This is a genomic window from Pelagerythrobacter sp. Soil_C_18 (genome assembly GCF_057657235.1).
This window is the reverse complement of record NZ_JBDGIU010000001.1, coordinates 170,351-195,225: the sequence shown is the minus strand read 5'-3', so window position 1 is coordinate 195,225 and position 24,875 is coordinate 170,351. Positions and strand designations below refer to the sequence as shown.

The window sequence follows — 24,875 nt, the reverse complement described above, 5'->3', positions numbered from 1 at the left end:
CGCCGTGTGGTCGGCGCGGGCGCCTTATCAGCAATCGAGATGCATTTGCAATAAGACTGAAAAAGATTAAATAAACAGTTGCGATCAATTCGCAATAGCGATAAAGGCCGCGAAACGCGAAGGGGGAAATCGTTATGCGTCTCGGGCTCGGTGCGGCCGTCGTTGCTCTGTGTATGCCGGCCGTGCCGGCAAGCGGCCAGGAAGCCGAGGCGCAGGATGCATCGAGCCGCCGCGCTGAGATCATCGTCACCGGCCTCCGTCCCGATGAGAGCGCGTCGGCGTCCAAGGCGGATATCCCGACGCTCGAAACGTCGCAGGCGATCTCGATCCTGCCCGAGCAGTTGATCGAAGATCAGGGTGTGCGCCGCCTCGGCGATGCGCTCCACAATGTCGCCGGCGTGTCGCACGGCAATACCTACGGCTTCTTCGACGGCTTCAAGATCCGCGGATTCGACGCTTCCTCGGGCGCGACCTACCTCGACGGCCTGCGCGACGATACCGGCTACGCAACCAGCGAACTGGCCGGGCTGGAGCGGATCGAGGTGGTCAAGGGGCCGGCTTCGGGACTGTTCGGGCAGGGGCCGCTGTCCGGCATCGTCAACCTAGTGAGCAAACGCCCGCGTGACGACGCGTTTCTCGACGTCTCGCTTGCGGGCGGTTCCTACGAACTGTTCGAATTCCAGATGGACGGCAATGTGCCGCTCACCAGCGACGGCAGCCTGTTCGCGCGCGTCGCCGCAGTCTATCGCGATCAGGATTTCTTCGTTGATTACTCGGGGCAGCGGCGTCTCTTCTTCGCGCCGGCGTTGACTTGGAAGCCGGGGCCGAAGACCAATCTGACGCTGCTTGGCCGCTATGTCGATGACAAGATCAACCCCTGGTCGCCGACTACGGCCTACGGCACCGCGCTGCCCAATCCCAACGGTCCGCTGCCGATCGACCTGTCGATCAACGACGGGGAGTATCCGGCGATCCAGAAAAACGCGCGCTGGAATCTGGGATACGTCTTCGATCACGCGTTCAACGGCGCGATCGCCGTCCACCAGACCCTGCGTTATCAGAATTTCCACAACACCTGGGATCACTGGCTGTTCGTAAGCAGCATCTCCGACGACTTCCGTGAGGTCGGGCGCTTCTATTACGGCCCGTTCGACGAGCACGGCGACAATTTCGGTGTCGACACGAATGTGAGCCTGCGATTTGCGACCGGGCCGGTCGGTCATTACGTTCTCGCCGGCCTCGACTACGGGCGCCGCGAGAGCAACCAGACCAACCTGTTTGATGGCGGGCCTTACTGGCTCGATCTCTACGAGCCGGTCTACGGCACCGTCAGCGGGCCGAATCCCGATGTACCAGGCACCACCTATGCCAGCGTTACCAAGCAGCGCGGCCTTTACCTGCAGGACCATGTCACGCTCGGTGACCTGCTGACGGTCACGCTCGGCGGTCGCTGGGACCGTGCGTCGAGCGCGATCAACAACAACGGCGACGTCAATCCCAAGGTGGTGGATACCGCCTTCAGTCCCCGCGCCGGCGCGACGCTGGCGCTGAGCAAGACGGTGTCCCTCTATGTAAACTACGCGAAGTCATTCAACCCGCAGGGCAGCTATCGCGCGTCGGACGGCTCCACTCTGCCGCCCGAGCACGGTGTCAATTATGAAGCCGGAGTGAAGGTGGCGCGCGCGGACGGCACGCTGACGGGCATGGCCACCGTGTTCGAGCTGACGCGCACCAATGTCGCCACTGCCGATCTCTCCCCCGATGCACCGCCCAACACGTATGTGCTGACCGGCGAGCAGCGAACGCGAGGGATCGAGCTGGAGGCGGCGTGGCGCCCGCTGCGGGGCCTCGAACTGACCGGCGCCTACAGCTTCCTCGACGCCGAGGTCACGGCGGATTCCCGGCTGCTGGTGGGCGCGCGTCTCTCCAGCGTGCCGCGTCATGTCGTCAACGTTTGGGGACGCTATACAGTTCAGGACGGCCCACTTGCCCATCTCGGCGCAGGGCTTGGCGTGCATCATGAGAGCAATCGCCCGGCGAGCACCCCCTCGGCGACTTCCACGCCGTTCTATCTCGACGGCTATACGCTGGTCAGCGCGGCGGTGTTCTATCGCGTCGGCGACTGGTCGGCGCAGGCGAACGTCCGCAATCTGTTCAACGAACGCTATTTCCCGACCGCCTCGCTGACGCGCACCACTCCCGGTGAGCCGCGCACGTTCATGGTCAGCCTCGGGCGGCGGTTCTAAGCCGTGGCGACCGATGCTTTCCGGCATAGGGGCGTGAGCCGTTGGAACGTTGCCGCGCGCGTGGTGGCGGCGATTCCGGCCAATTATGTACTGACCTCGCTCGTCACGGCCTGCGTGGCGCGGCTCCTTCCGACCTCGCCGGCGGAAGCGAGCGTTGCGGCGACGCTCTTTTCCTTCGCGCTGTTCGCGATACTCGCGCTGACCGCGTTCGTGATGCGCTCGCTGGCGCGGCTGTGGCTTTCGATGGCTGTCGCCGCGGCGGTGCTGGGCGGCGGCCTCTGGCTGTCAATCGAGGTGGGAGGGCGGCTGTGAAGGAGAGTCTCCGCCAATCCATGGCCTGGCTCCACACCTGGACGGGGCTGCTGTTCGGGTGGCTGCTGTTTGCGATGTTCGCGACCGGCACCGCGGCCTATTTCCAAGAAGAGATCACCCGCTGGATGCAGCCGGAGGTGGTCGGCGCGACCGATCAGACTATCGCGACCGAGGGCGCTGTCCGCTATCTCCAGAACGTCGCCCCCGACGCGGAGACATGGTTCATCACGCCGCCGAACAGCCGCAGCGCGACGACACAGGTTTTCTGGCAGCCCGGCGGCGACGCTCCCCGCACCGGCCGGGGCGATACCAGCGCGGTGCTGGACGGCAATGGTGACAAGATCGACGCGCGCGAGACGCGCGGCGGCTTCTTCCTCTACCGCTTCCATTTCGACCTGCATTACATGCCGGTGATCTGGGCACGTTACCTTGTCGGCATCGCGGCGATGTTCATGCTCGTCGCAATCCTGTCGGGCATCGTCACGCACAAGAAGATCTTCGCCGACTTTTTCATGCTGCGCTTCGGCAAGGGACAGCGAAGCTGGCTCGACGCGCATAATGTGACCGCGGTACTGGCCCTGCCCTTCCACCTGATGATCACCTTCACCGGCCTGGTGACGCTCGCGACGCTCTACATGCCATGGGGGATCGCCGCCAACTACGCGGATTCGAACAGATTCTTCGAAACGGTCTTTGCCCAGTCCGAGCAGGTCGAGCGCAGTGGAGAATCTGTCCCGCTCGCCCCGATCGGCGATATGATGCGCACGGCATCGGCCGAATGGGGCGGTGCGACGACGGGATTTCTGACCGTGAAGAATCCCGGCGATGCGACTGCGACCGTCCTCCTGACTCGCGCGCCCGAAGATGCAATTGGGTCGCGCGGAGAGACTCTGACACTCGATGGCGTCACCGGCCGGCCGATCAACGCGGGTCTGCCCAAAGGTCCGGCGCTGGAGACCGAAAGCGTGATGATCGGCCTTCACGCCGGCCGCTTCGCCGAATGGGGTCTGCGCTGGCTCTATTTCCTGTCTGGGGTCGCAGGGACGATCATGGTCGGCAGCGGGCTCGTCATGTGGACGGTCAAGCGCCGGACAAAGCTGGCGAACCCCGATCGGCCGCATTTCGGTTTCCGCCTCGTCGAACGGCTGAACGTCGCCGCGATCGCGGGGTTGGGCGCGGGGCTGGCGGTCTATTTCCTCGCCAATCGCCTGCTGCCGCTCGGCATGGAGGGACGCGCGGATTGGGAGACCCACTCGCTCTTCATCGCCTGGGGCACGATGCTGGCGTGGGCGATCGTCCGCCCCGTCCAGCGGGCCTGGGTAGAAGGCCTTGCGGCGACCGCGCTGCTCTTTGCGGTGGTGCCGGTGGTGAACGCGCTGACCACGCCGCGCGGCCTGTTCCCGAGCCTCGCCACGGGGGACTGGCTGTTCGTCGGCTTCGATTGCGCGATGCTGCTGCTCGCGGCCGGGTTCGGCTGGGCGGCGCGCAAGGCAGCGCGCGTGCGCGCCGCGCCAGCGCTGCGCCGCCGGGCTGAACGCGCAGACGCGATGGTGGCGGCATGAGTCATCTGCTCGCCATCCTGCTCGCGCTCGCCGGCTTCGTGCTTGTCGCGCTGTCGATGGAACGGCACCAGACGGGCATCGCTGGACGCCGGTTCGGCCCGGTCGCATCCCTGCGGGTACGCATCGGCGGCTATGCGCTGCTGGGACTGGCGTTCGTGGTCGACCTTGCCGCCTTCGGTGCGGCCTATGGTGCGATAGCCTGGTTCGGCCATCTCAGCACCGGTGCCTGGAGCGTCGTTGCCTGGATCACCTGGCGCGCGCGCCGCCGTCCCGTCCGTTCGAACACGTCCGCTTTTTCAAAAGGAGAAAACTGATGCGCCGACTGCTACCGATGATGCTTGCCGCCCTTGCTCTCGCCGCGCCTGCCGCGGCGCACGAAGTCTGGGTCGAGCGCGACGCGGGCGGGCCGGCGCGGATCTATCTGGGCGAGCCGGCCCAACCGGTGCCGGAAGAGGGCGATCCAGAGTTTCACCGCCTGAATGCACCGCAGGTGTTCCTCGCTGATGCGTCAGCGGCGATCGCCACGACGCGGCATGCCAACCATCTCGCTGCGGCGATCGAAGATGTGGGCGATGTCCGCGTGCGCGACGACAGCGTTTTCGAACCATGGGAAGCGGATGGCGCGAAGGCGGGCGCGATCTTCTATGCCCGCGCAGGTCGGACCGAGACCACGGCCAGGCTTGACCTTGAAATCGTGCCGGTCAGTCCTGGCGCTGACGCGTTTACCGTCCTGTTCCGCGGCCAACCGCTCGCTGGTGCGAGCGTCAACGTGATCTCGCCTGATCGCTGGCAGAAGACCTTCACCGCCGACGCGAGTGGCAGGCTGGAAGTGCCCGACCGGGGCGCGGGCCGCTACATTCTGGGAACGGTGCACGGTGAGGACGCCTCTGCCACGGTCGCCAGTCAGCCAGTGACCAAGGTGCAGCACATCTCCACCCTGACATTCGTGCGGTAGAACGGCATCCGCTGCTGGAGCGCGCGGGCTTCCCTCGCGCCGCTTCAAGTACCGGCAATGAGACAGGCAAGCTCGCTCCGGGAGCCGGTCACCTCTCTGCGGGCCGAGCGAGCCGGACGGCGTAGAGCTCCATGCGATGATCGACGAGCCGATAGCCCAGGCGTTCGGCTATCAGCGCCTGGAGTTGCTCGAGCTCAGGGTCGACGAACTCGACGATCTCGCCGGTTTCGACATTAATGAGATGGTCGTGATGCGCGTCCGACGCAGCTTCATAGCGCGTGCGTCCGTCACCGAACTCGTGCCTGTCGAGAATGCCCGCATCGTCGAACAGACGCAGTGTCCGATAGACGGTGGCGATCGATATTCCCGGATCAATCGCCGTGACGCGCGCGTGCAGTGTCTCGGCGTCCGGATGGTCGTCGGACTCCGAGAGAACACGCGAGATCACCCGGCGCGGTTCTGTTATGCGCAGACCCTTCTCATGGCACAATGTCTCAATGTCGATCTTTTGTTTCATGGCCAACACTCACTAGATCAATCGACGAATGCGCGCTCGATCACATAACTGCCCGGCTGCGCATTCGAGCCTTCTGCAAATCCGCGCTGCTCCAGCAATCGGGCGGTATCGCGGATCATTGCCATCGAGCCGCACAACATCACGCGGTCGCTGGCCGGGTCGAACCGTTGCGGTCCGGCGAGCCCGGGTGGGAACAGCGTGCCGGCCTCGAGCAGGGTACCGATACGGCCGGTGGTATGGAACGGCTCGCGCGTAACGGTCGGTAAATAATGGAAGCGCACCGCCGCAGCCTCGCCGATCAGCGGGTTCTGCGCCCAGAGAGCCGTTTGCGCTTCGTGATAGGCAAGATCGCTGACGCGGCGCACCGAATGGACAAGCACGATGTCATCGAACCGCTCGTAGATCTCGGGGTCGCGCGCCAGACTGAGGAACGGGGCCAGACCTGTGCCAGTAGATAGCAGGAACAGCCGTCCGCCGCCGAGCAGTGCATCGGCCACCAGCGTTCCGGTGGCTTTGCGCCCGAGATAGAGCTGATCCCCCGGGTGTACCGCCTGCAGCCTGGAGGTGAGTGGCCCGTCCGGCACCTTGATTGACAGGAATTCGAGCTCATCCGCCCAAGCCGGACTGGCGATCGAATAGGCACGCATGAGCGGCTTGCCATCGTTACCGGGCAGGCCGATCAGCACGAATTCACCGGAGCGGAAGCGAAATGAGGCAGGTCGCTCCACGGCGAAGCTGAAGAGATGCTCGTTCCAGTGGCGCACCCAAGTCACGGATACGATCTGGAACGCGGCGGCAGGGGGAATGGCCGCGGGAACCCGGGTCAGCATGTTCATGACATGTATCCCGCCAGCGCCCGCCCAACGGCATCGATGCTCGCGAGCAGCGGTGGCACCGCATTGTCGCTGACGAGCCCCGAAGCGGCCGCCGCAACCCGCTCCGGCTCGCCGCCCCGTACAAGCGCGAAGAGAGTGAGGAGGCGTGCCTCGTCGTCGGTAACCTTGCGCCAGCCGGGCGGCGCGAAACGGAGCTTGGCGTAGGCGTTTCGCTTGAGTGCGGTCATGACCGAAACGAAATCGCCAAGCACCTCCGAGACCTCCCGTGCCTCGAAGCGGCGCGACAGAGCCTTGCGGACGCACCTGCCGGTACTCGCCGCCGCAATCCACTCCCGCATGGCGGTAAGAACAAATAGATCGCGCTCGCCGAGCTGTCCCACACGTCGATCAAGAAAGGCATACACGATGGTGCTTCTCCGGCACGGCAAGGCTGAATCGCAAAACTCAGACCCCTGATTTCCAGCCACTTGCACAAGGCGTATTGAGACGCAATAGCAATAATGTTTGCGCACCGTTCGGGCGTGGTGCTGTGATAAAAACAAGCGGTAACTGCAGCGGTTCTTGCGACTGCTCAATGGGTTACCCATCGACGGCCATACGACCACCACTGCCGGGCGCGAAGGTCCGTTGAAGGGGCCTGGGCGTAGTTCCCGGGGGAATCATGCAATCTGAAGAAGGGGCGGTCACGGGAAAGCCGGCCGTGAAGGTGGTTTTGACGCTCGGTCGATGGCACTTCCATGACTAGGTGGCGAGCCACGCACCAGGCGATGGGTTAGATCTGCGCTGTAATGCGGCGATGCGGGACTTGCGCCTGGGTTCCCACCGCCGGTGAAGTGATCCCCGCCGCCTGAAATTTTTCGCTGATCGTGCAGAGAGCCGACTTACCCAACAGGCAACTGCTTCTGAACGCGACGAGATGAAGAGGCTTCTGCCTTATCCTCTCGGCTCTGGAAGCAGTCGGCAGCGACCGGTCGGTCGGCACGCCACCCACTCACAAAGCTCTGCTCAACTGAAGGTCCGACCGGTCCGCGTCGGCCGAGCCGGGCTCGGCGCATGGTCAGTCCGGTGGGCTGGACCTTCAACTGGCCTTGTCCGCAGAAGGAGCGCGTGCGACCATCTGCTGACGTCGGTGACATCAAGGGCTGAAGTACACCGGTAGGTGAGACGACGCGGTCATTTTTCAAGCGGCTCGCGGCGCAATGTGCGGCGCCGCAACGCGCACTACGTCGCGAACTGCGGGCGGTGCCTGATTTGTTGTTCGATCGGCACGAAATCGAAGTCAAAACCGAAGTGCCGCGGGCCGAGCAATTCTATTCCTCGCGGACTCCGCCACATAGGTGACGAAGGAATACCGACGATTACGACTTCGCGTCCGATATCGTAGCCGCCAAGCTCGCCTCCACTGGGGATCGCCATACCGGTCTCGGGATCTAAATTCGCGATGAAATCGGGCGACATTGCGTCTGGCTCGCCGTCCAGCCAAGTCACGATGTTCTCGTTCTTCACGAAGATCTTATAATGATGGCCGGCATACGCGCCAGTACCGGTCATCTCAACGTCCCAGTAGGTAAAGCCTTTGTCGCCATTCATTTCCGCCTTCGACACGATGCCTTGGAAAAGCCGGTATCCTCGCGACACTGCAGCGAGGGCGTCGACCGGGTCCTGTCCTGTCGCGGCAGCCTCACGCACGGTGCGACCCCAGAGCATTGCCTGCGAGAGACTGCCGCCGATGGTCGCCGATTTGATTTCCGCGGCGGTGTAGCGAGTGCTGGCGACGGCGATGCCACCGCCGCTCGCGACGGCAAGCGCACGCATCAAGTGCTCTCGCCGCACCGGCGAGGCGACATGCTCGAACACCAGCACGTCTCCCCAGCGACTCACACCCGCGCTTACGCCCGCCCGACTGATATTCTGAGCATCCGGAATCGACTGCTGCGCCTCGGGCCTCGCGCGGCCAGAGAGGCAGGAGTCCAGGACCGGCACGCCGAGCGAACTCGCAACCAGAAAAGCGCGAAGCGTTGCCTCGGCTGACTCGGCACGGATGACGGCGTCCACTTTGCGACCGCTGTATTCCCCCAAGACCTCCATCGCTTTCAGCGATGGATCGGGGATCGTCGGCAGGCTGGCCTTTTCCGCGTAGTCGAGCACGAAATCCCACCGGCCGCCGCCTCCGACTGCGCCGGGCATTGCGATGATCCAGTCGTCTTCGACGGCATCGAGATCGACCATCGTGAACTTGCGGCCTTGCGCGAACGCCTCCCGCACCTGCCTGACCATGCTTTCCGTGTTCGTCGCTCGCGTGGCCTGGATCCCCGATCCGACCATCATGTCGATCATTTCCTGCTCTGTCAGCGTTCGGACCGTGGGCGGCTTGACCGCGTGCTGGCTTGACCGAGATGTGTCTGCCCGCGCAGCGACCGAGGCCGGGATCGACGATGCCACAAGGACCCCCGCTACGATGAAGCGGGTCATCGAGATCGTGAAATTCATATCTCCTCCTTAAGTCGAATGCGCCGAAAGCGAGATCAGAAGGACAGCCTTTTCTCGCTGACCTTGCTGGCCTCGATCTCAGCCGGCGTCACCGGACGGTTCTTGCAGCCGAAGCTTGTGTAGAGGCTCTGTTGATCGCGATAGTGCGGATCCGGCGTGCCGTCGGGCGCGATAAAGCCGCTCTGGCCGGGAGGCACGGCTTCGCACATCGTGATCTTCCCTTCGCGGAAAACATAGATCGCATTCATCGCTCCACGCTTCTGATCCGGTGTGAAGGTGATCCGTTCGCTTGGCATGTTCCAAGGGACATCGAGGGGGCTCGTCGTATCCCAGGTCTTCGGCCGTGTCTCGAGCAGCCAAGTGGCCGGATCGGCCCCGTAACGCTGCTGCAACTCCGCTTCCGCCGCAGCCAGGGTCGCGCGAATGAATGCGGCAGGAGGGGTGCCGTGGAGAAAGTCATACGCCGGCTTGGGGCTGCCCGCCTTTCCTTCAGTAAGCGCGAAGTAGAGGACCTGTGCGCCGAGCGGCTGTCCCCAAGGGCAGTTAAGCGCCGCGCCCTGTGACTCGCAGCCTCCCAGGTATTTTTCTGGAACATCGCGTGCGAAGAATTGCGAGAGTGCGGTTTCCATCCACTGATAGTACGCGGCCACACCCGGTGACGAATAATGCCCCGAATGTGTCGGATCGCGCTCTTGTCCGTCCCACGATGTGATCACGTCGGCGAGAGTGCGGATGCGGCTGTTCGCGGGTTCGCCAGCGACCGCAGCCTCGATGAGTGGAACAAAGTAGGTATGCTGCTCCGACGCGTGCGAGGCGTCGCGGTTGATGTCCCAGACTTCCGAAACGGTGAGCTTCGCCTTTGCGTCCAGCTGGCGAGTGATCGCGTCGACGTGGTTCAACCGCGACCACAGGAGCGTGTCGGTGTTGAGCACGTCTATCGAGGGGCGGTTGTTCCAGTTGGCGATATATCCGCGCTTGGGATTTAGTACGCGTGCGTTGTCGGCCACGGGCTGGAAGCCTGTCCACTCGAGCTCGCCTGTGCCGGGCGTGGGCAGCTGAACATCGGTTCCCTCTGGACGGATCGGATAGCGGCCCGCCTGAATATAGCCGATATTGCCTTTGCTATCCGCATAGTACTGGCTCTGATTGTTAGACTTGTGGGCGATCGCCGCCGACCACTCGGTGAAGTTCGTCGCCTTCATCTCATCAAAGTAGGCGAACATCGTTTCGAGTTCGCGGCCTGCCCAGGCCCGACGCTTGGAATAGGCGGTGTGATTTTCCTCATCCCAGGTAAAGATGGGACCGTGAACCGTGGAGTAGAGATCAAGTGTAACGGGCTGTCCGCCCTTGACTTCGATCGTCACGCTACGCTTTGTCATCGGTACCCAGCGGCCCTCGAAGCGGTATTCGTGCGGATTCGCCGGATTGAGCTGTTCCTGATAGATGTCGAGTATACTTCCAGCGAGCGCGGTGCGTCCCCATGCGATACTGCCGTTGGTGCCGAAATGCAGATAAGGAAGGCCGGGATAGGTCATGCCGGTCACGCTAAGTCCGGCGCCATGCAGCGACGCGCTCCAGATCTTGCTCGGCACTTGGTCACCCACCTGCGGCCCGCTCACCATCACGGCATCGGCGTCTACGAGCTTGTCACGATTGATCAGCCAGGTGTTGCTGGCGCTCGGCGTTTTATCGGGGCCCGTCCCGCCCCACAGAATGATCGATTGGCGGACCTCGGCGGCGCCGGCGGCAGGCGAGATCGGCCTGAGGCCTGAAAACTCTACGGGACGGAACGGGAGCCCCGGCTTGCCAGCGCGTCCCGCTTCCTGATCCTCGACGTGAACCGTCAGCGGTGCGGCCGGATCATGCCGCCAACGCAACGTGGAGAAGATCAGCCGCCCCTCGGCATCGCCGTGCTGGGCGCGCAACTCCTCAAGTAGCGCGGCGTTTGAAATCTGCGACGAATAATCGGAGAACTTGAACAGCAGATGCCCCACCCACATCATGACGACATCGAGATCGGTCCAAGGTTCCGGCTGAAACTCGTAGTGAATGAATTGCTTGGGGAGGAGATTCTGCGGATCGGCGAGCACATCGCGAATGCGCGCGTTGATGCCAGCGGCCATCCCGTCGAGCACAATCCGTCGCTCGCCCCTTAGCGCCGCGAGTTGAGGCCGTAATGACTGCGGATCGTAGTTGGCCAGGATGTTGCGATCCTTTTCGAGATAGTCCGCGCCGAACACGGCGGCCGCACGGCCTTGCGAGGCGTGCTTGGTGGCTTCGATCTGGAACAGGCGGTCTTCGGCGAGCGCATAGCCGTAGCCATAGTATAGACTGTAGAGGTCGTCGGCATGGATGCTGGGCACCCCATATTGGTCGCGCTTGATCGTCACACTGCCGTGCCCCCGCGAGGCGGCGGTTTCCTGGGCGGATGGATTCCCTTCCTCGGCATGTGCTGGGACAGTTGCAAGGGCGAGCGTTGCCGCTGTAGAAAGGAATAGCTTCGCAGACATCACCGCAATCTCCTCCACGTAATTCGAATTTTGTTGTGCTATCAGAAGGACAGTCGGACCCCGACGCGGAAGAACCGGCCAAGCAGGTCGTAGAGAGATGCGTTGGTCGCACGCACGAGGTAAGGGTTCGCGCCGGCGGATGCCGCAATCGGTGGATCGACGTTGAAAAGGTTGTCGATCTTGAAATAGAGTTCGCTCTTTAAACCCTGATCCGGGTCGGTGAGCTTCCAGCTACCACCGATATCTACGTAGAAGCGGCCGTCGATCCGGTTGTTGTTCACCGTCGGATTGTTCAGCGTCGGCAGTGGGCAATCGGCTGTGCACTCGATCCAGTTGTTGTTGATGACACCGGGACTGACGTACCGCTCCATCACTGTGAACGAGATGCGATCGTCGCTGTATCCTTGGCTTGCGTAGATGCGCCAGTTCGCGATGTTGCCACTGTTTTGTCCGGCCAGGTGCTGTTCGATAGCACTGGGAAGACCCGAATTTGTATCGAAGTTGAAGACGTGCGTAGCAAGGCCGCGGACCGTCAGCATCCCGTCGGTCCCAGGAAGGATATCGTCGAGCGGCGTGCGGTATGACGCCTCGATGTCCAATCCCCGGGTCTTTGTCGAAGCGAGATTGAACGGAACCAGCCGCACCTCGCTGATACGACCCGCAGAGTCACGGATGATGGAGCTGCAGATCGCGGTGCTGCCCTGGAAGCAAAGGTCGACGGTCTGCTGGGCGCTAATCGTCCCGATACCGCCCTCGACCTTGATGCTGTAGAAATCGACCGACGTGCTGAAGCCGGGAAGCCATCCGGGCTGGTAGACGATACCGACCTGCTTCGTCTGGGATTTCTCGGGATCCAGATCTTGGTTTGCGAGCGTTGCCTGATTGATCGTCTGATCCACCCCCGCGAAAGGAGGAAAGCGATCAATCACCGTACCTGTGAAATTCTGCGGCGCGCGGTAAAGCTCGCTCAGGTTTGGCGCGCGGATGTCGCGCGAGATCAGTCCCCGCAAACGCATTCCGTCAAGTGGGGTGTCCCAGGTGCCGCCGACTTTCCAGGTCGTGACATACCCGGACTGGCTGTAGTCGGTCGCGCGTGCCGCTAGGTTAAGCTCGGCGTTGCCGAGGGCCGTGCTGTCGATGAGCGGTATCACCGTTTCGATGAAGGCTTCGCGCACATCGTAATGGCCTGAGGCTGGCCGGAAGTTGCCGGTGAACCAATTGTTGCCACTTGGATTCAGTAGCGGGTCGCCGGCGTCGCCAGTTGAGCGCGGATCCGCCTCTTGCCGAAAGCCTTCCCGCCGATATTCGATACCTAAGGCGAGCGAAACAGGTCCCGCCCAATTGCTGAAGGGCTCACCGGAAGTACTTGCGGCTACGACATCCTGCGTGAGCCAAGTATGGAGATATGGTTCGCCGAGTATCCAGTCGATTGCGGACTGTGACGCGACGCCGGTGCCAATTATGTTGAAAGGAACGCACCCGTTTTCCTGCGCCAGTGCCGAGCGGCACACGATGGTTCCATTTGGCCCTTCCACCGCGTCAATTGCGGCAAATAGGCGCGGATTTAGACCGGCGTTCAGAATCCGGCTTTCCGTGAACGTTTCACCATGTGCATAATAGGCGCTGAGTGTCCAATCGCTGCCGAACAGTGAATATGTCCCATCAAGGCCCGCTGTGAAGCGATCCATACTGCGCTTGTTGATGGCGATGCTGTCGGGCAAGTCGGCAATGTAGCTGCCGTACTGGAAACCTGTGATGCCATTCTCCGCACAAGCGGCGGTGATCGACGCCGGCAGATAGGCATTGTCACACTGCATCGTCAGCGTACCGGTGCGGTACTGGCCAGGATAAGAATGCGCCCTCGTTCGCACCGATCCGTGATTGTAGGTCGCGTACGCTGTGAAGGCGGACGAGATATCGTAGGCGAGGCGTACATAAAGCGTGTCGCGCTTCTGCTCTGCGTCGAGGTTCGAATTGTTGCCGATATCGCCGCTCTGATCGCCGCCCGACATGTTGGGGCTGGCAATGAGAGAGCCGTACTGGAAATTGTAAGGTTGACCGCCAGGGCCGAAGGCGATGCCCATCAACGGTCCGCCGGTGATGATCCCGCCTGGCGCCAACCGCATATCGACGACGTGGGGGGCCACAATATATTGCGGCTCTCCGGTGGGTGTACCCGCTATGGTACGTTGAAGGATGCGTGTACCATCATACCAGTCGCGATCGCCGATCCCGCGTGGTATGCCGGCGTTACGCTGGATTTCGCCGCTGATGATGAAATGCGCGCGGTCGTTCAGGAACTTGGTGCCGGCGGTCAATGACACCACACCTTGCTCGTCATCTCCATAGGTAGTGATGCCGCCGTTTATATTGGCCTTTATGCCAACGTAGTCGTGGTCGAGCACATAGTTGACCACACCGGCCACCGCGTCTGAGCCCCAGGAGGCAGAGGCGCCGCCCGTGACGATCTCGACGCGCTTTACGAGCGCTTGGGGAAAGGCTCCCGCGTCGGTGACGCCGATGTTCAGAGCTCCAACCACGCGTTGCCCATCGAGCAGCGTTAGCGTCCGATTGGTGCCGAGACCGCGCAAATTGAGAGTCGAAAGACCGCCGGTCCCGGTGCTCTGCGTCGTCCCGAACGTCGTCGTCGCGTTGCTGCCGGCCAGCGACGGAAGCTGCACGGCCGCCTGGAAGACGTTGGCCGCACCAGCACGTAGGATGTCTTCCTCGCCGAAGACGGTGAGCGGAGTCGGGGCCGAGTAGCCGTCTCTGACGACGCGTGTTGCCGTGACGGTGATCTCGGGACCGCTCACCGGCTCTTCCTGAAGCGCAGCCACATCTGCTTCCTGCGTCCCTGCCTCCTGCGTCGGATCGTCCGCAGGTTGAGATGTGCTCTGCGCGAGCGCTGCTTGCGGGAGCAATAGAATCGACCCGAGTGCAAGCACAAGCGAGCTGGTGGAACTCAGCGCGCGGGAAACCCGCTGCTCGAAGGAGCTCTTACTCATTTCGTCCTCCCCAATAAATCCGCCGGCATTTTGCCGTGGCGGTGATCCGTGACCTCAGCGGCGGTACGGATGGAGAAGACTGGCCCGAAGCTCGGCCGGGCGGCAATGACAATTAGGTGATCGGTCAATAACGTCCTGGTTCCGGATCGCTATTGGGGATTAATGCTGATCCGACGACAGCGCGAATTCACGCGCTTCTATCTCCAGATCCCGGATAAAATCCCTAGTCGGACTCATCATTGAACGCGACGGACAGGTGACCAGTCCGATCGGCCGGGACGCCTCGGGCGCGTCGAGCGCTCGCCAGGTAAGCTCGGGTAGTCGGATCTGTTCCATCGTGAGCCGCGTGAGGACGCTGATCCCTTGCGCGGCCACCACGAGCGCGCCGGCTGTGGTGGGATGCTTGCAGTTGAACAGGGGCTCCACGACGATTTCCGCATTCGCGAACGCGCGATCAATGAGAGTGCGCAGGCCAGTGTCAGTGGACATGGCGATGAATGGTCGTTCCCGGAAAACGGACCAATCATGGCGGGCGCTGGAGGCAAGTTCGTCATCCGTACGGCACGCAAGCACCAGCCGGTCTTGGTAGAGAGTTCGGAAATTCAGTCCACGCGCTTCCGGGGGAGGGGGCGCTATGCCGAGATCGGCCTCGCCTTCCTTGACGACAGAGTGAACCGGCGCGCCGACATCTTCCCAGATTTCCACGGTGACGCCAGGGTGCGTTTTTCGAAATCGGCGTACAGCGCCCGGCAACAATGTTGCAGCGACAGAAGGAAGGGCGGCCACCCGAACTGAGCCGGCCCGCCCATCAACATACGCCTCAAAGTCGCTGAAAAGCTCTTCATGCTCATTCAGCAACCGCACGGCTATCGGACGCAGGCGCTCCCCCGCCATCGTGAGCCGGACGTGCCGCGAATCCCGGTCAAATAAGCGGACACCAAGCCGAGCTTCGATTTGCTGAATAGTGCGACTGAGCGCCGGCTGGGAAACGCCAAGTTCAAGAGCGGCATCTCGGAAGCTGGTCGTCGCCTCCAGTTTCAGAAACGCTTCGAGCTGGGACAGTGAAAGGCGCTGGCGCATTGTCGTGAGAGGGTTATGGCCGCGCTGTTGACCCGTCAACTGGTGGTCGCGCGACATGCATTGACCAATATCAACGACGACATTGAGCGATCGTTGGCTTTGATTACGCTTTGCCCCCAACCGACGCCGGAAAAACGAGCCGGTCGAGCAGCAAAAGAGGGCGGGGGAAATGAACATAGCATCGAGGCAATTTCCGCGGGAGCCCCAAGCGTGACCCCGTTGCTTCAAGGTATCCGCGTACTGGAGGTGGGAGCGGTTGTGCTCGGGCCCTATGCAGGGCAGATCCTGGCCGATCTCGGAGCCGAGGTGATCAAGGTTGAGCCGCTGACCGGCGATGTCGCGCGCGAGTCGCATCCCAGCTCTGGCGGTGCAGGCGCTCTATTTATTAATAATAACCGCAACAAACGGATGATCGCGCTCGATCTCAAGCATCCGCGCGGCCGTGCAACGCTTCATCGCCTGATCGAGCGAAGTGACGTACTACTTCATAACATGCGCGCCGATGCAGCCACCAGGCTTGGACTTGAGTTCGAGTCGGTGGCTGCAATCAATCCGCACATTGTCCACTGTGCAGCGATCGGATTTGGGCAACGAGGTCGCTACCGTGACCGTCCAGCCTTCGATGATATCATTCAAGCGGCAAGCGGTCTGGCTGGCCTGTCGACCCAGAAGGGCGGTGATCCGCAGTTCATACCCACGATCCTCGCAGACAAGGTGGCGGCGCTTCACGTCGTTTATGGGGTGTTGGCATCACTAGTTGCTCGCCGAAATGGTCAGGACGGGCCGTTTCGGGTTGAGGTGCCAATGTTCGAGGCGATGGTATCATTCGTTCTGAACGAACATCTCGCAGGGGCCACTTTTTGCGATGCAGGCCCGCTGGGTTACCCCCGCGTGATGGCCGCCGACCGGCGGCCTTACCGCACCGCGGATGGTTGGATTGCGGTACTGCCATATACGGGCGAGCAGTGGCGTCGCTTTCTCACTGAAGTCGGTCGGACCGACGTATCGGCCGAACCCTGGTTCAACGATGCACGCTTGCGGCAGTCGCGGATCGATCATCTTTACGCCGTGGTGGCGGAAGTGCTTCCGAACCGAACCACTGCCGAATGGATTGCCGCGCTGGCGGCACGCGACGTGCCATGCTCGGAAGTGAATTTGCTCGAGGATCTATTAAGCGATCCCCATCTTAACGAGACAGGCTTCTTCGATGTCAGCTCGAAGTATCCGTCCTGTATTCGGCGCGCACTTCCGCAACCTGTAGATTTCGGCGGCATCGACCGGATGCCCGACCTGCCAGCCGGTGGTTTGGGGCAGGATAGTCGCTCAGTGCTCCACGATTGCGGACTCGATGACGACGAGATCGAGGATCTTATTGCAACCGGCGCCCTATTTGCGTCCGCGAATCCACCCCTCGTCGCTTCGGGAGACCGCACATGACTGGTGTTGCTCAACACCCGTCCTCCACTGAGGATCTGACGGTCGGCCAACGTGTGCGGGCGGTCGTGGCTGGATCGGCCGGCAACCTGATCGAATGGTACGACTTCTACGTCTACGCGTTCACATCACTCTACTTCGCCGCCGCCTTCTTTCCCGAAGGCGACCGGACGGCCCAGCTGCTCAACGTGGCAGGGATATATGCGGCAGGGTTCCTTATCCGACCTCTCGGCGGCTGGTTTTTCGGTCGGTTTTCCGACCGCAATGGTCGTCGAGCTGGTATGGTGGTCTCGGTGCTGATGATGGGCGTGGGATCGCTCATGATCGCGGTGCTGCCTACGTATGCGCAAGCGGGCGCATTCGCGCCGCTGTTGCTTCTCATCGCCCGCCTCATCCAGGGATTCTCGACAGGTGGTCAATATGGAGCCGCCGCGACCTATTTGAGCGAGATTTCGCGAAAAGGCCGGCGTGGTTTCATTGCGTCGTTTCAGTTCGTCACACTTATCGGCGGTCAACTAAGTGCGCTGCTTGTGCTTGTCGTGCTTCAGCAGACGCTGGGGGATGAGGTAATACGCGAGTGGGCATGGCGCGTACCGTTCGCGATCGGGGCAGTGCTGGCGCTTACCGTTCTGTTTTTCCGAAACCATATGCACGAGACCGGGCAGGTTGGAACTCCTGACCTCGACGCCGGCACCTTCCGGGCCCTTGCCGCACATCCGAAATCAGTGATGTTTGTCGTTTCGCTAAGTGCAAGCGGCGCAATCTGCCTCTACACTTTCACCACGTACATGCAGAAATTCCTCGTCAACACATCCGGCATGAGCGCGCAGACGGCGAGCGGCGTGATGACTGGCGCGGTCATCGTCTTCATGCTGTTGCAGCCTATCATCGGCCGGCTTTCGGATACGATCGGACGGCGGACATGTCTTCTTATCTTTTCCGGCATGATGACACTGGCAGCCGTGCCGCTCCTGTCGATGCTTGAGAACGCAGGAACGACGCCCCGCGGGGCCTTCGCCTTGGTAGTCGCAGCACTGCTAATCCTCAGCTTCTACACATCGGTAAGCGGACTGTTCAAAGCCGAACTCTTCCCAGCGCACGTTCGTGCACTCGGTGTAGGTTTTGCGCACAGCGTCGCCGCAGCTATTTTCGGTGGCACGGCAGAGTGGGTTGCCTTGCTATGTAAGCAACTAGGCTTCGAGAGCGCATTCTACTGGTACGTGGCATTCGCCGCCGGTGTTGCTTTCATAACTGCCCTTGTGATGCCCGAGCCGAGCCGCGAAGGACGATTGTAAATTGTTTTCGGCACAAAGGTAATGCCTGCGCCTCCACGGGTGATCCGTGGTGATCCCGAAAGCTGCATCGTTCGCACGGAGCTTGGACAGCCGAAATTAAACGGAACGTGGATACTCGCCCTTGGCGGCTCGCACCGGCGCTGACCAGCGGCATCCAACCCATTTTCGGGTCTCTCTAGAGACTGCTAAGCAGCAGGCTCGTCTCGCTGTTGAGCACCCCTTCGACCTGCCGAATCTCGCGCAGGATGCGGTCAAAATCGACGAGCGTCGCGGCGATGATTTCGGCGACGAGATCCCAGCCGCCATTGGTCGTGTGCAGCGCAACGATCTCCGGGAAACCGCGTAGCCGCTTGATGACCGCGGTCGTCGAACGGCCCTCGATCTCGATCATCATGATCGCCCGCAGGCTGTCTTCCGCATGCTGAGCTCGGATGGTGAAGCCGAGGACCGTGCCGCTCTCCAGGAGCCGGTCGAGCCGCACCTGAGCAGTCGTCCGCGAGATGCCGAGCACATCGGCTAATCGGGTGATCGGCATCCGCGCGTCCTCACGCAATACGGCGATCAGGCGACGGTCGAGATTGTCCATGTTGTGCATCGCGATCAGTTTAGACTCGTCTTTCGACCCTTGTCACGGTCCAAGTTTCTTGGACGCAGCAAATTCGCACAATGCCTGAAGGAACGCGACAAGGTGCACGAATCCGTTTGATAGATTGCGCAGTCTGGCCCTGTCATTTGCGCGCCGACGCCCCCTAGCATCGCCGGCGAGGATAGGAGGCGGCAATGGTGCAGTTCGTCGGCGTGCCCGAGATAAAGCAGATTCTTGAGCGGGTGGGGATTGATGCCGCTCTGCGGCGAATGGCCGCCTATCTTGAGGACGATTTCCGCCGCTGGGAGCAGTTCGAACGCGCGCCTCGACTGGCGAGCCACAGTCGCTGTGGCGTAATCGAGTTGATGCCCACGCAGGACGATGCGCTCTATAGCGTGAAATATGTGAACGGCCATCCCTACAACCACCGGGTGGGGCTGCAGACGGTGGTCGCAATCGGACTGATGGCCGATGTCGCGACTGGATATCCGGTGTTCCTTTCGGAGATGACGATTCTGACTGCGCTGCGGACGGCGGCGATGTCCGCGCTCGCGGCGAAGCACCTCGCGCCTCCCGATGCGCGCGGCATGGCAATCATCGGACTGGGCGCGCAGTCGGAGTTCCAGGCAATCGCGTTCCGAACGATTCTGGGAGTCGAACGACTGAGAGTGTACGATCCGGATCCGGAGGCGACTGCAAAGTTCGTCCGCAACATGACCGGGCGCGGCTTGGACCTGACCGTTTGCGAAGAACCCGGCGCCGCAGTGATAGGCTCCAATATTGTCACGACGGTAACCGCTGATAGGTCGCATGCGACAATCTTGTCGGACAATATGGTCGGCAGCGGCATGCATCTGAATGCCGTCGGCGGTGACTGTCCGGGTAAGACCGAATTGCACCGGGACATATTGGCGCGTGCCAGCGTGTTCGTGGAACTGGCCGAACAAACCCGCGTCGAGGGCGAAATTCAGCAGATGCCCGCCGATTTCCCAGTGACCGAATTGTGGCGAGTCATCGCCGGGGAAGCGCCCGGGCGGACGCGGCGCGATGAGATCACGCTGTTCGACTCGGTCGGTTTCGCGGTCGAGGATTTCGCGGCGCTTCGACTGCTGCGCGACCTCGCGGCCGAGACTGGCGGCGGGCGCACGCTCGACCTGATTACGGCGCCGGGCGATCCGCGGGATCTGTTCGGGTTGATAGCAACCCCCATCACGCCGGACAATCGCGCCGCCGTTCCGGCGGACTTCTCCGGCGGAGTAACGCAAGGCCGTGGTACTGTGGCCCCACCCTCGTCCTCATGAGGTCGACCTCCAAACGCTCTGTTGCGAAATTTCGTCGTCATTTCCCAACGCGCATCAAAATGCCAATGCCGGCACTACATTTGCCTTAATATTTTACCGCGCTCATGTGCAGGTTGCGCAATGACTGTGGCGTCACACGTATGAAATAAAATCGCCCAGGGTTTTCGCTAACGGGAGTCGCACGACCTGATGCCCATCTCGATCGATCGCCGTGCTTTCGTTGGAACCGCCGCAGCGGCGTTTCTCTGCGGTCCGCTGCTCGCGGCGTCGCGGCGCCTCGACATCGCGCTGATCAATTGCCGGGTATGGACCGGCGAGCGCGGCGGGCGAAGCGATGCGGTCGGGATTGCCAGCGGCCGAATCGCCGCGCTGGGCGCGGATGCTGTGCGGACGGCGAGTGGGCCGGGCACGCAGATCATCGATCTCAAGGGCGCGTTTGTGATGCCCGCCATCATCGATTGCCACACCCATTTCCTGCGCGGTTCGAACTTTCTGCAGAAACCCGAATTTCTCAGTGTCAAATCGAGAGCCGAGTTCGTCGAGCGGATCGGCGCGGCCGTCCAGCAATTGCGCCCCGGGCAATGGCTCACAGGTGGCCCTTGGGATGAACAGCGCTGGGGCGGCGAACTCCCCCAGAGGTCGTGGGTCGATGGCGTGACCGGCGACCGCCCGATCGCAATTCCGCGCACCGATCTGCACTCGCTGTTCCTCAACTCGGCAGCGCTCAGGATCGCCGGAATCGACCGTAACACGCCGCATGTCGAGGGGGGCGTGATCGAGCGCGACGCCAAGGGCGAACCGACCGGCGTGCTCAAGGACAATGCGCGCGACGGCGTGTTGAAGATCATTCCGCCGCTGACCGAGGCGATGATCGACGAACGCATCCGCGGCGGAATCCGCCATGCGCTGAGCAAGGGAGTCGCGCAGGTTCACAACACTGAAGTCGACTGGTCGGTGCAGGATGCGGTGCGCCGTCTGCGCCGCGCAGGGCCTACGGACCTGCGCTTCTATTCGATGGTGCCGCTCGGCGATTGGGAGAGGTTGGCGGCTTTAGTCGAGGCAGAGGGCCGCGGTGACGACTGGGTGCGCTGGGGGGCGCTCAAATGCGTGTCCGACGGGTCGCTGGGCGCGCGGACGGCGCGGTTCTATGAGCCCTATGTCGACGCTCCCGATCAGCGCGGCGTGTGGTCCGTGCCGGTCGAGACGATGCGCGAGTGGATCCCCGCCGCGGACGCCGCCGGACTCAACATGACCGTCCATGCGATCGGCGACGAGGCCAACGACACGGTGCTCGACATCTTCGCCGATGCGGCGCGCCGAAATGGCGCGCGCGACCGCCGATTTCGCATCGAGCATGCCCAGCACCTCACGCCCGGCGCTTGGACGAAGATGGCGCGGCAGAAGGTGATCGCCTCGGTTCAGCCCTATCATGCAGCCGACGATGGGCGCTGGGCGGTGAAGCGGATCGGCGAGGAGCGGCTCAACCGGACATATGCGTTCAAGTCGCTGCTCGATGCCGGGGTCGCGACCTGCTTCGGTTCGGACTGGCCGGTGGCCCCGCTCGACCCGCTGACCGGGATCGATGCTGCGGTGCAGCGCCAGACAATCGACGGCGCCAATCCGGGCGGATGGCATCCGGAGCAACGCGTGGGCATCGAGGAGACGCTGATCGCCTATACCCGCACTGCGGCCTATGCCGGGTTCCAGGAAGACCGGCTCGGGCGGATTGCGCCCGGCTATCTTGCCGATCTCGCCGTGTTCGATCGCGATCTGCTGACGGTGCCCTCATCCGAATATCTACAGGCGAAGGTGCTCCGGACCTTTGTCGATGGGATCGAGCGATACGCCGGTTCCGAAGCCTGACGGGCCGATTGGTTCCGGCAACGTCCTTCAACGGTCCTTTTGCGACGCATCTACAGGAGTTCGCTTAAGCAGGAGAACAAGTCCGATCGCTGACGACCCAAAAATGGGCGCGGCAAGCTACGTACAGAAATTAGGGAGTGAAACATGACCAAGATCGACTTGTGGAGCGCGACGTTCCGGGGCGCCATTCTCGGCACATCGGCCCTCGTGGGTGCCGCCTTTAGCACGACGCCCGCCTTCGCGCAGACGAGTGAGGATACGCCGCCGGCCGTCGCGGAAGAAAGGGAAATCGTCGTTTCCGGCACACGCATTGATCGGCCTGGCTTCGAATCGCCGACACCGCTGCTGCGCGTGGACGCGGAGGAACTGAGCATCGCAAGCCGCGCCAATGTCGGCGCCGCGCTGGCGGATCTACCGCAGTTCAAGGCGGGCCAGTCGCCGCAGACCTCGGGCACCAATGCCCAAGCAGGTCGCATGCCGGTCGACCTGCGCGGCCTTGGTGCGGCGCGCACACTGGTACTACTCGACGGCCGCCGCTTCTCCAGCGATAACGACCTCAGCACCGTCCCCTCGGTACTGGTCAAGAATGTCGATATCGTAACCGGCGGTGCGTCGGCGGCTTGGGGGTCGGGCGCCGTCGCTGGCGTCGTCAATATCCTGCTCGACCATGACCTTGAGGGCTTCAAGCTGGGCGCCGAGGCAGGCATCTCAACCTACGGCGATGCCGGCCAGCGTCGGCTTGAAGCCGCATTCGGCACCGATTTCGGGGGAGGCCGCGGTCATTTTATGGTCGGCGGCGAATATCTCGAGAATGACGGCCTGATGACCAAGACGGCACGCGAAAATACCGGACGCTGGTCGCTGATCACGCAGGATGGTGTGTCTACGCTGACGCCGGACGTCGGTTACGGAAACGCGTTCATCGGCGGCATCATCACCTCGGGCGTTCTCAAGGACAGGGGTTTCAATCCGGACGGATCGCTGCGTACTCCGGCGCTGGGCGTCAAAGTTGGCGTCGACAATCCTGTCTCCGGCGTAAGCAGCATGATCGGCGGCGAAGCGCCGTCGGACGACGAGTACAGCCCGCTCGCCACGCCGCAAAAACGCGTCGCTGGCCTGATCAATGTTTCCTACGAGGTGTTCGACAACGCAAAGCTGACGCTTGAAGGCCGTTATTCGCGTTACTGGGGCAACTATATCTGGTTCGGGGACCACAATCGCGGCAATATCACGATCCAGCGTGACAATGCCTTCCTGCGACCCGAAATCCAGGCACAACTCGACGCGGCGGGCGAGACCAGCTTCACGATGGGCCGGTACAATATTGATCTCTCGTACACCACGATCGATCTGGAGCGCGAAACCTATCAGGGAACGATCGCGCTCGACGGCAGCTTTGGAGGCGGCAAGTGGCGATACGGCCTCTACTACAGCCACGGCGAGTATCAGAACAACATCGACACTCCCGGGTTCCGCCTGACCAGCGAGTTCGCCAATGCGGTGGATTCGGTGATTGGCCCGGACGGGACGCCGGTCTGCCGCGTCGCGCTTACCGACCCTTCCACAAACTGCGTGCCGCTGAATCTGTTCGGCCATGGCGCACCTTCGGCGGAGGCGATCGCCTATGTCACCGGCACGCCGCAGTCGCGCGCGACGACCAAGCTCGACACGTTTGGCGTCAGCCTGCGCGGTGAGCCGTTCGACCTGTGGGCAGGTCCTATGTCCATCGCGGTCGGTGTCGAGGGCCGCTGGGAATCGATCCGCTCGGTATCCGGCCCGCTCGATCGCGCACGCGCCTTCACTACCTTCCAGTTCGGAGAGCTCGCGGGCAAGGATTCGGTCAAGGAAGCTTTCGGCGAAGTGGTAATCCCGCTGCTCAGGGACGTGCCATTCTTCTACAATCTCGAGTTCAACGGCGCGGTGCGCTATTCGGATTATCGCAACAGCGGCGGCATCTGGTCGTGGAAGCTTGGCGCTACGAACGAGTTCGTTCCCGGAGTGATCGGCCGGGTCACGCGCTCGCGCGATATTCGCGCACCTGGCCTCAGCGAACTCTACAGCACTCAAACGATCAGCTACGTCAACATCGTCGACGTGAACCCGGTAACCAACGTAAGCCAGACCGTAAATGTGCTGATCAACGGTGGCGGCAATCCCAACCTGCTGCCCGAGGAGGCAGACACCTGGACCGCCGGCGTCACCACCTCGCCGCTGCGCGGGCTGACCGCATCGCTCGACTATTACGACATCAGGATCAATGGCGTCATCTCGTCGGTTGGGGCGCAAGACCTGGTCAACCGCTGCCGCAACGGCAATCAAGAACTGTGCGCCCGCGTGTTCCGTGATGCAGGCGGTAACCTGATCCGGGTGCAGTCCAACTCGGTCAATCTCCAGCGCTACCACACCAACGGCGTGGACGGCGAGATTGCCTACGCCACCTCGCTCGGAGACGATCCGACGCGGCGGCTCAGCTTCCGCTTGGTCGGCACCTGGGTGAACAGCCTCAGCATTGATGACGGTATCGACAAAATCGAATATGTGAAGAACACCAGCTACGCTTTCGTAACCGGGATGCCCGACTGGCGGATCAACGGCAGCATCGGCTATGCCGACAACGGCTTCAACGCCGTAGTTCGTGCGCGCCACATCGCGCCCGGCTATTATAACCGGAACCAGAACATCACCAACAACCGGGTTCCGGCCTATACTTATGTCGATCTTCATCTCAGCAAGACGGTCGAGTGGGGAAGCCGGGAGATCGATGTCTATGCCAATGTGTCGAATTTGTTCGACAAGGATCCTCCGATCGCGTCGCTCTTCTCACCCTTCTACGATACGGTCGGTCGGTTCGTGACCGTCGGTGCCCGCGTCCGTCTGTGAGGG

Annotated in this window: 18 protein-coding genes; 10 read left to right on the top strand and 8 right to left on the bottom strand. The window is 62.2% G+C overall.

What is annotated here, in order from left to right:
• The first annotated feature begins 134 nt into the window (after positions 1-134).
• From AC3A5N_RS00825 to AC3A5N_RS00805, 5 genes are read left to right on the top strand one after another with little or no spacing between them, the layout of a single operon-like run.
• Positions 135-2,246 (top strand): TonB-dependent siderophore receptor, encoded by a 2,112-nt coding sequence (locus AC3A5N_RS00825; protein ID WP_487735411.1) that lies wholly within the window; start codon positions 135-137, stop codon positions 2,244-2,246.
• Positions 2,247-2,279: 33 nt separating this feature from the next.
• Positions 2,280-2,558: a hypothetical protein gene (locus tag AC3A5N_RS00820; protein ID WP_487735410.1), complete on the top strand. Its 279-nt coding sequence runs from the start codon at positions 2,280-2,282 to the stop codon at positions 2,556-2,558.
• Positions 2,555-4,120: a PepSY-associated TM helix domain-containing protein gene (locus AC3A5N_RS00815; protein ID WP_487735409.1), complete on the top strand. Its 1,566-nt coding sequence runs from the start codon at positions 2,555-2,557 to the stop codon at positions 4,118-4,120. Before AC3A5N_RS00820 ends, AC3A5N_RS00815 begins: the two co-directional genes overlap by 4 nt.
• Positions 4,117-4,434 carry a DUF3325 domain-containing protein gene (locus tag AC3A5N_RS00810; RefSeq protein WP_487735408.1) on the top strand — a complete coding sequence of 106 codons (318 nt, stop codon included), beginning with the start codon at positions 4,117-4,119 and terminating at the stop codon, positions 4,432-4,434. The genes AC3A5N_RS00815 and AC3A5N_RS00810 overlap by 4 nt, the downstream gene beginning before the upstream one ends.
• On the top strand, positions 4,434-5,075 hold the full coding sequence (locus AC3A5N_RS00805) for a DUF4198 domain-containing protein (RefSeq protein ID WP_487735407.1): 642 nt from the start codon (positions 4,434-4,436) through the stop codon (positions 5,073-5,075). The genes AC3A5N_RS00810 and AC3A5N_RS00805 overlap by 1 nt, the downstream gene beginning before the upstream one ends.
• Before the next feature lie 88 nt (positions 5,076-5,163).
• On the opposite strand, the gene AC3A5N_RS00800 is transcribed toward AC3A5N_RS00805, so the two are convergent.
• The 7 genes from AC3A5N_RS00800 to AC3A5N_RS00770 all read right to left on the bottom strand — a co-directional run bounded on the left by AC3A5N_RS00800 (position 5,164) and on the right by AC3A5N_RS00770 (position 15,570).
• Complete coding sequence (locus AC3A5N_RS00800) at positions 5,164-5,592, bottom strand: Fur family transcriptional regulator (protein WP_487735406.1); 429 nt, start codon at positions 5,590-5,592, stop codon at positions 5,164-5,166.
• 17 nt (positions 5,593-5,609) lie between these two features.
• On the bottom strand, positions 5,610-6,428 hold the full coding sequence (locus AC3A5N_RS00795) for a ferredoxin--NADP reductase (protein ID WP_487735405.1): 819 nt from the start codon (positions 6,426-6,428) through the stop codon (positions 5,610-5,612).
• Positions 6,425-6,832 (bottom strand): hypothetical protein, encoded by a 408-nt coding sequence (locus AC3A5N_RS00790; protein ID WP_487735404.1) that lies wholly within the window; start codon positions 6,830-6,832, stop codon positions 6,425-6,427. Before AC3A5N_RS00790 ends, AC3A5N_RS00795 begins: the two co-directional genes overlap by 4 nt.
• A gap of 817 nt (positions 6,833-7,649) precedes the next feature.
• Positions 7,650-8,918 (bottom strand): S-methyl thiohydantoin desulfurase family protein, encoded by a 1,269-nt coding sequence (locus tag AC3A5N_RS00785; protein ID WP_487735403.1) that lies wholly within the window; start codon positions 8,916-8,918, stop codon positions 7,650-7,652.
• A 35-nt stretch (positions 8,919-8,953) separates the two neighbouring features.
• The gene (locus tag AC3A5N_RS00780) at positions 8,954-11,428 is read right to left on the bottom strand and encodes a penicillin acylase family protein (RefSeq protein ID WP_487735402.1); all 2,475 of its coding nucleotides are present in this window, start codon (positions 11,426-11,428) and stop codon (positions 8,954-8,956) included.
• A gap of 41 nt (positions 11,429-11,469) precedes the next feature.
• Positions 11,470-14,433, bottom strand: a complete 2,964-nt coding sequence (locus tag AC3A5N_RS00775) for a TonB-dependent receptor plug domain-containing protein (protein WP_487735401.1) — start codon at positions 14,431-14,433, stop codon at positions 11,470-11,472.
• A 159-nt stretch (positions 14,434-14,592) separates the two neighbouring features.
• Positions 14,593-15,570 carry a LysR family transcriptional regulator gene (locus tag AC3A5N_RS00770; RefSeq protein WP_487735400.1) on the bottom strand — a complete coding sequence of 326 codons (978 nt, stop codon included), beginning with the start codon at positions 15,568-15,570 and terminating at the stop codon, positions 14,593-14,595.
• Here AC3A5N_RS00770 and AC3A5N_RS00765 point away from each other — a divergent pair.
• Positions 15,529-16,950 carry a CaiB/BaiF CoA transferase family protein gene (locus AC3A5N_RS00765; RefSeq protein WP_487735399.1) on the top strand — a complete coding sequence of 474 codons (1,422 nt, stop codon included), beginning with the start codon at positions 15,529-15,531 and terminating at the stop codon, positions 16,948-16,950. The genes AC3A5N_RS00770 and AC3A5N_RS00765 overlap by 42 nt on opposite strands.
• On the top strand, positions 16,947-18,242 hold the full coding sequence (locus AC3A5N_RS00760) for an MFS family transporter (RefSeq protein ID WP_487735398.1): 1,296 nt from the start codon (positions 16,947-16,949) through the stop codon (positions 18,240-18,242). Before AC3A5N_RS00765 ends, AC3A5N_RS00760 begins: the two co-directional genes overlap by 4 nt.
• Positions 18,243-18,417: 175 nt before the next feature.
• On the opposite strand, the gene AC3A5N_RS00755 is transcribed toward AC3A5N_RS00760, so the two are convergent.
• Positions 18,418-18,828, bottom strand: coding sequence for an Lrp/AsnC family transcriptional regulator (locus AC3A5N_RS00755; protein ID WP_487735397.1), 411 nt, complete (start codon positions 18,826-18,828; stop codon positions 18,418-18,420).
• Positions 18,829-19,022: 194 nt separating this feature from the next.
• On the opposite strand from AC3A5N_RS00755, the gene AC3A5N_RS00750 reads away from it, so the two are divergent.
• From AC3A5N_RS00750 to AC3A5N_RS00740, 3 genes are all read left to right on the top strand, one after another.
• Positions 19,023-20,129, top strand: coding sequence for an ornithine cyclodeaminase (locus tag AC3A5N_RS00750; protein ID WP_487735396.1), 1,107 nt, complete (start codon positions 19,023-19,025; stop codon positions 20,127-20,129).
• 189 nt (positions 20,130-20,318) lie between these two features.
• Positions 20,319-21,992: an amidohydrolase gene (locus tag AC3A5N_RS00745; protein ID WP_487735395.1), complete on the top strand. Its 1,674-nt coding sequence runs from the start codon at positions 20,319-20,321 to the stop codon at positions 21,990-21,992.
• 144 nt (positions 21,993-22,136) lie between these two features.
• Positions 22,137-24,872 carry a TonB-dependent receptor plug domain-containing protein gene (locus tag AC3A5N_RS00740; RefSeq protein WP_487735394.1) on the top strand — a complete coding sequence of 912 codons (2,736 nt, stop codon included), beginning with the start codon at positions 22,137-22,139 and terminating at the stop codon, positions 24,870-24,872.
• Positions 24,873-24,875 lie beyond the last annotated feature (3 nt).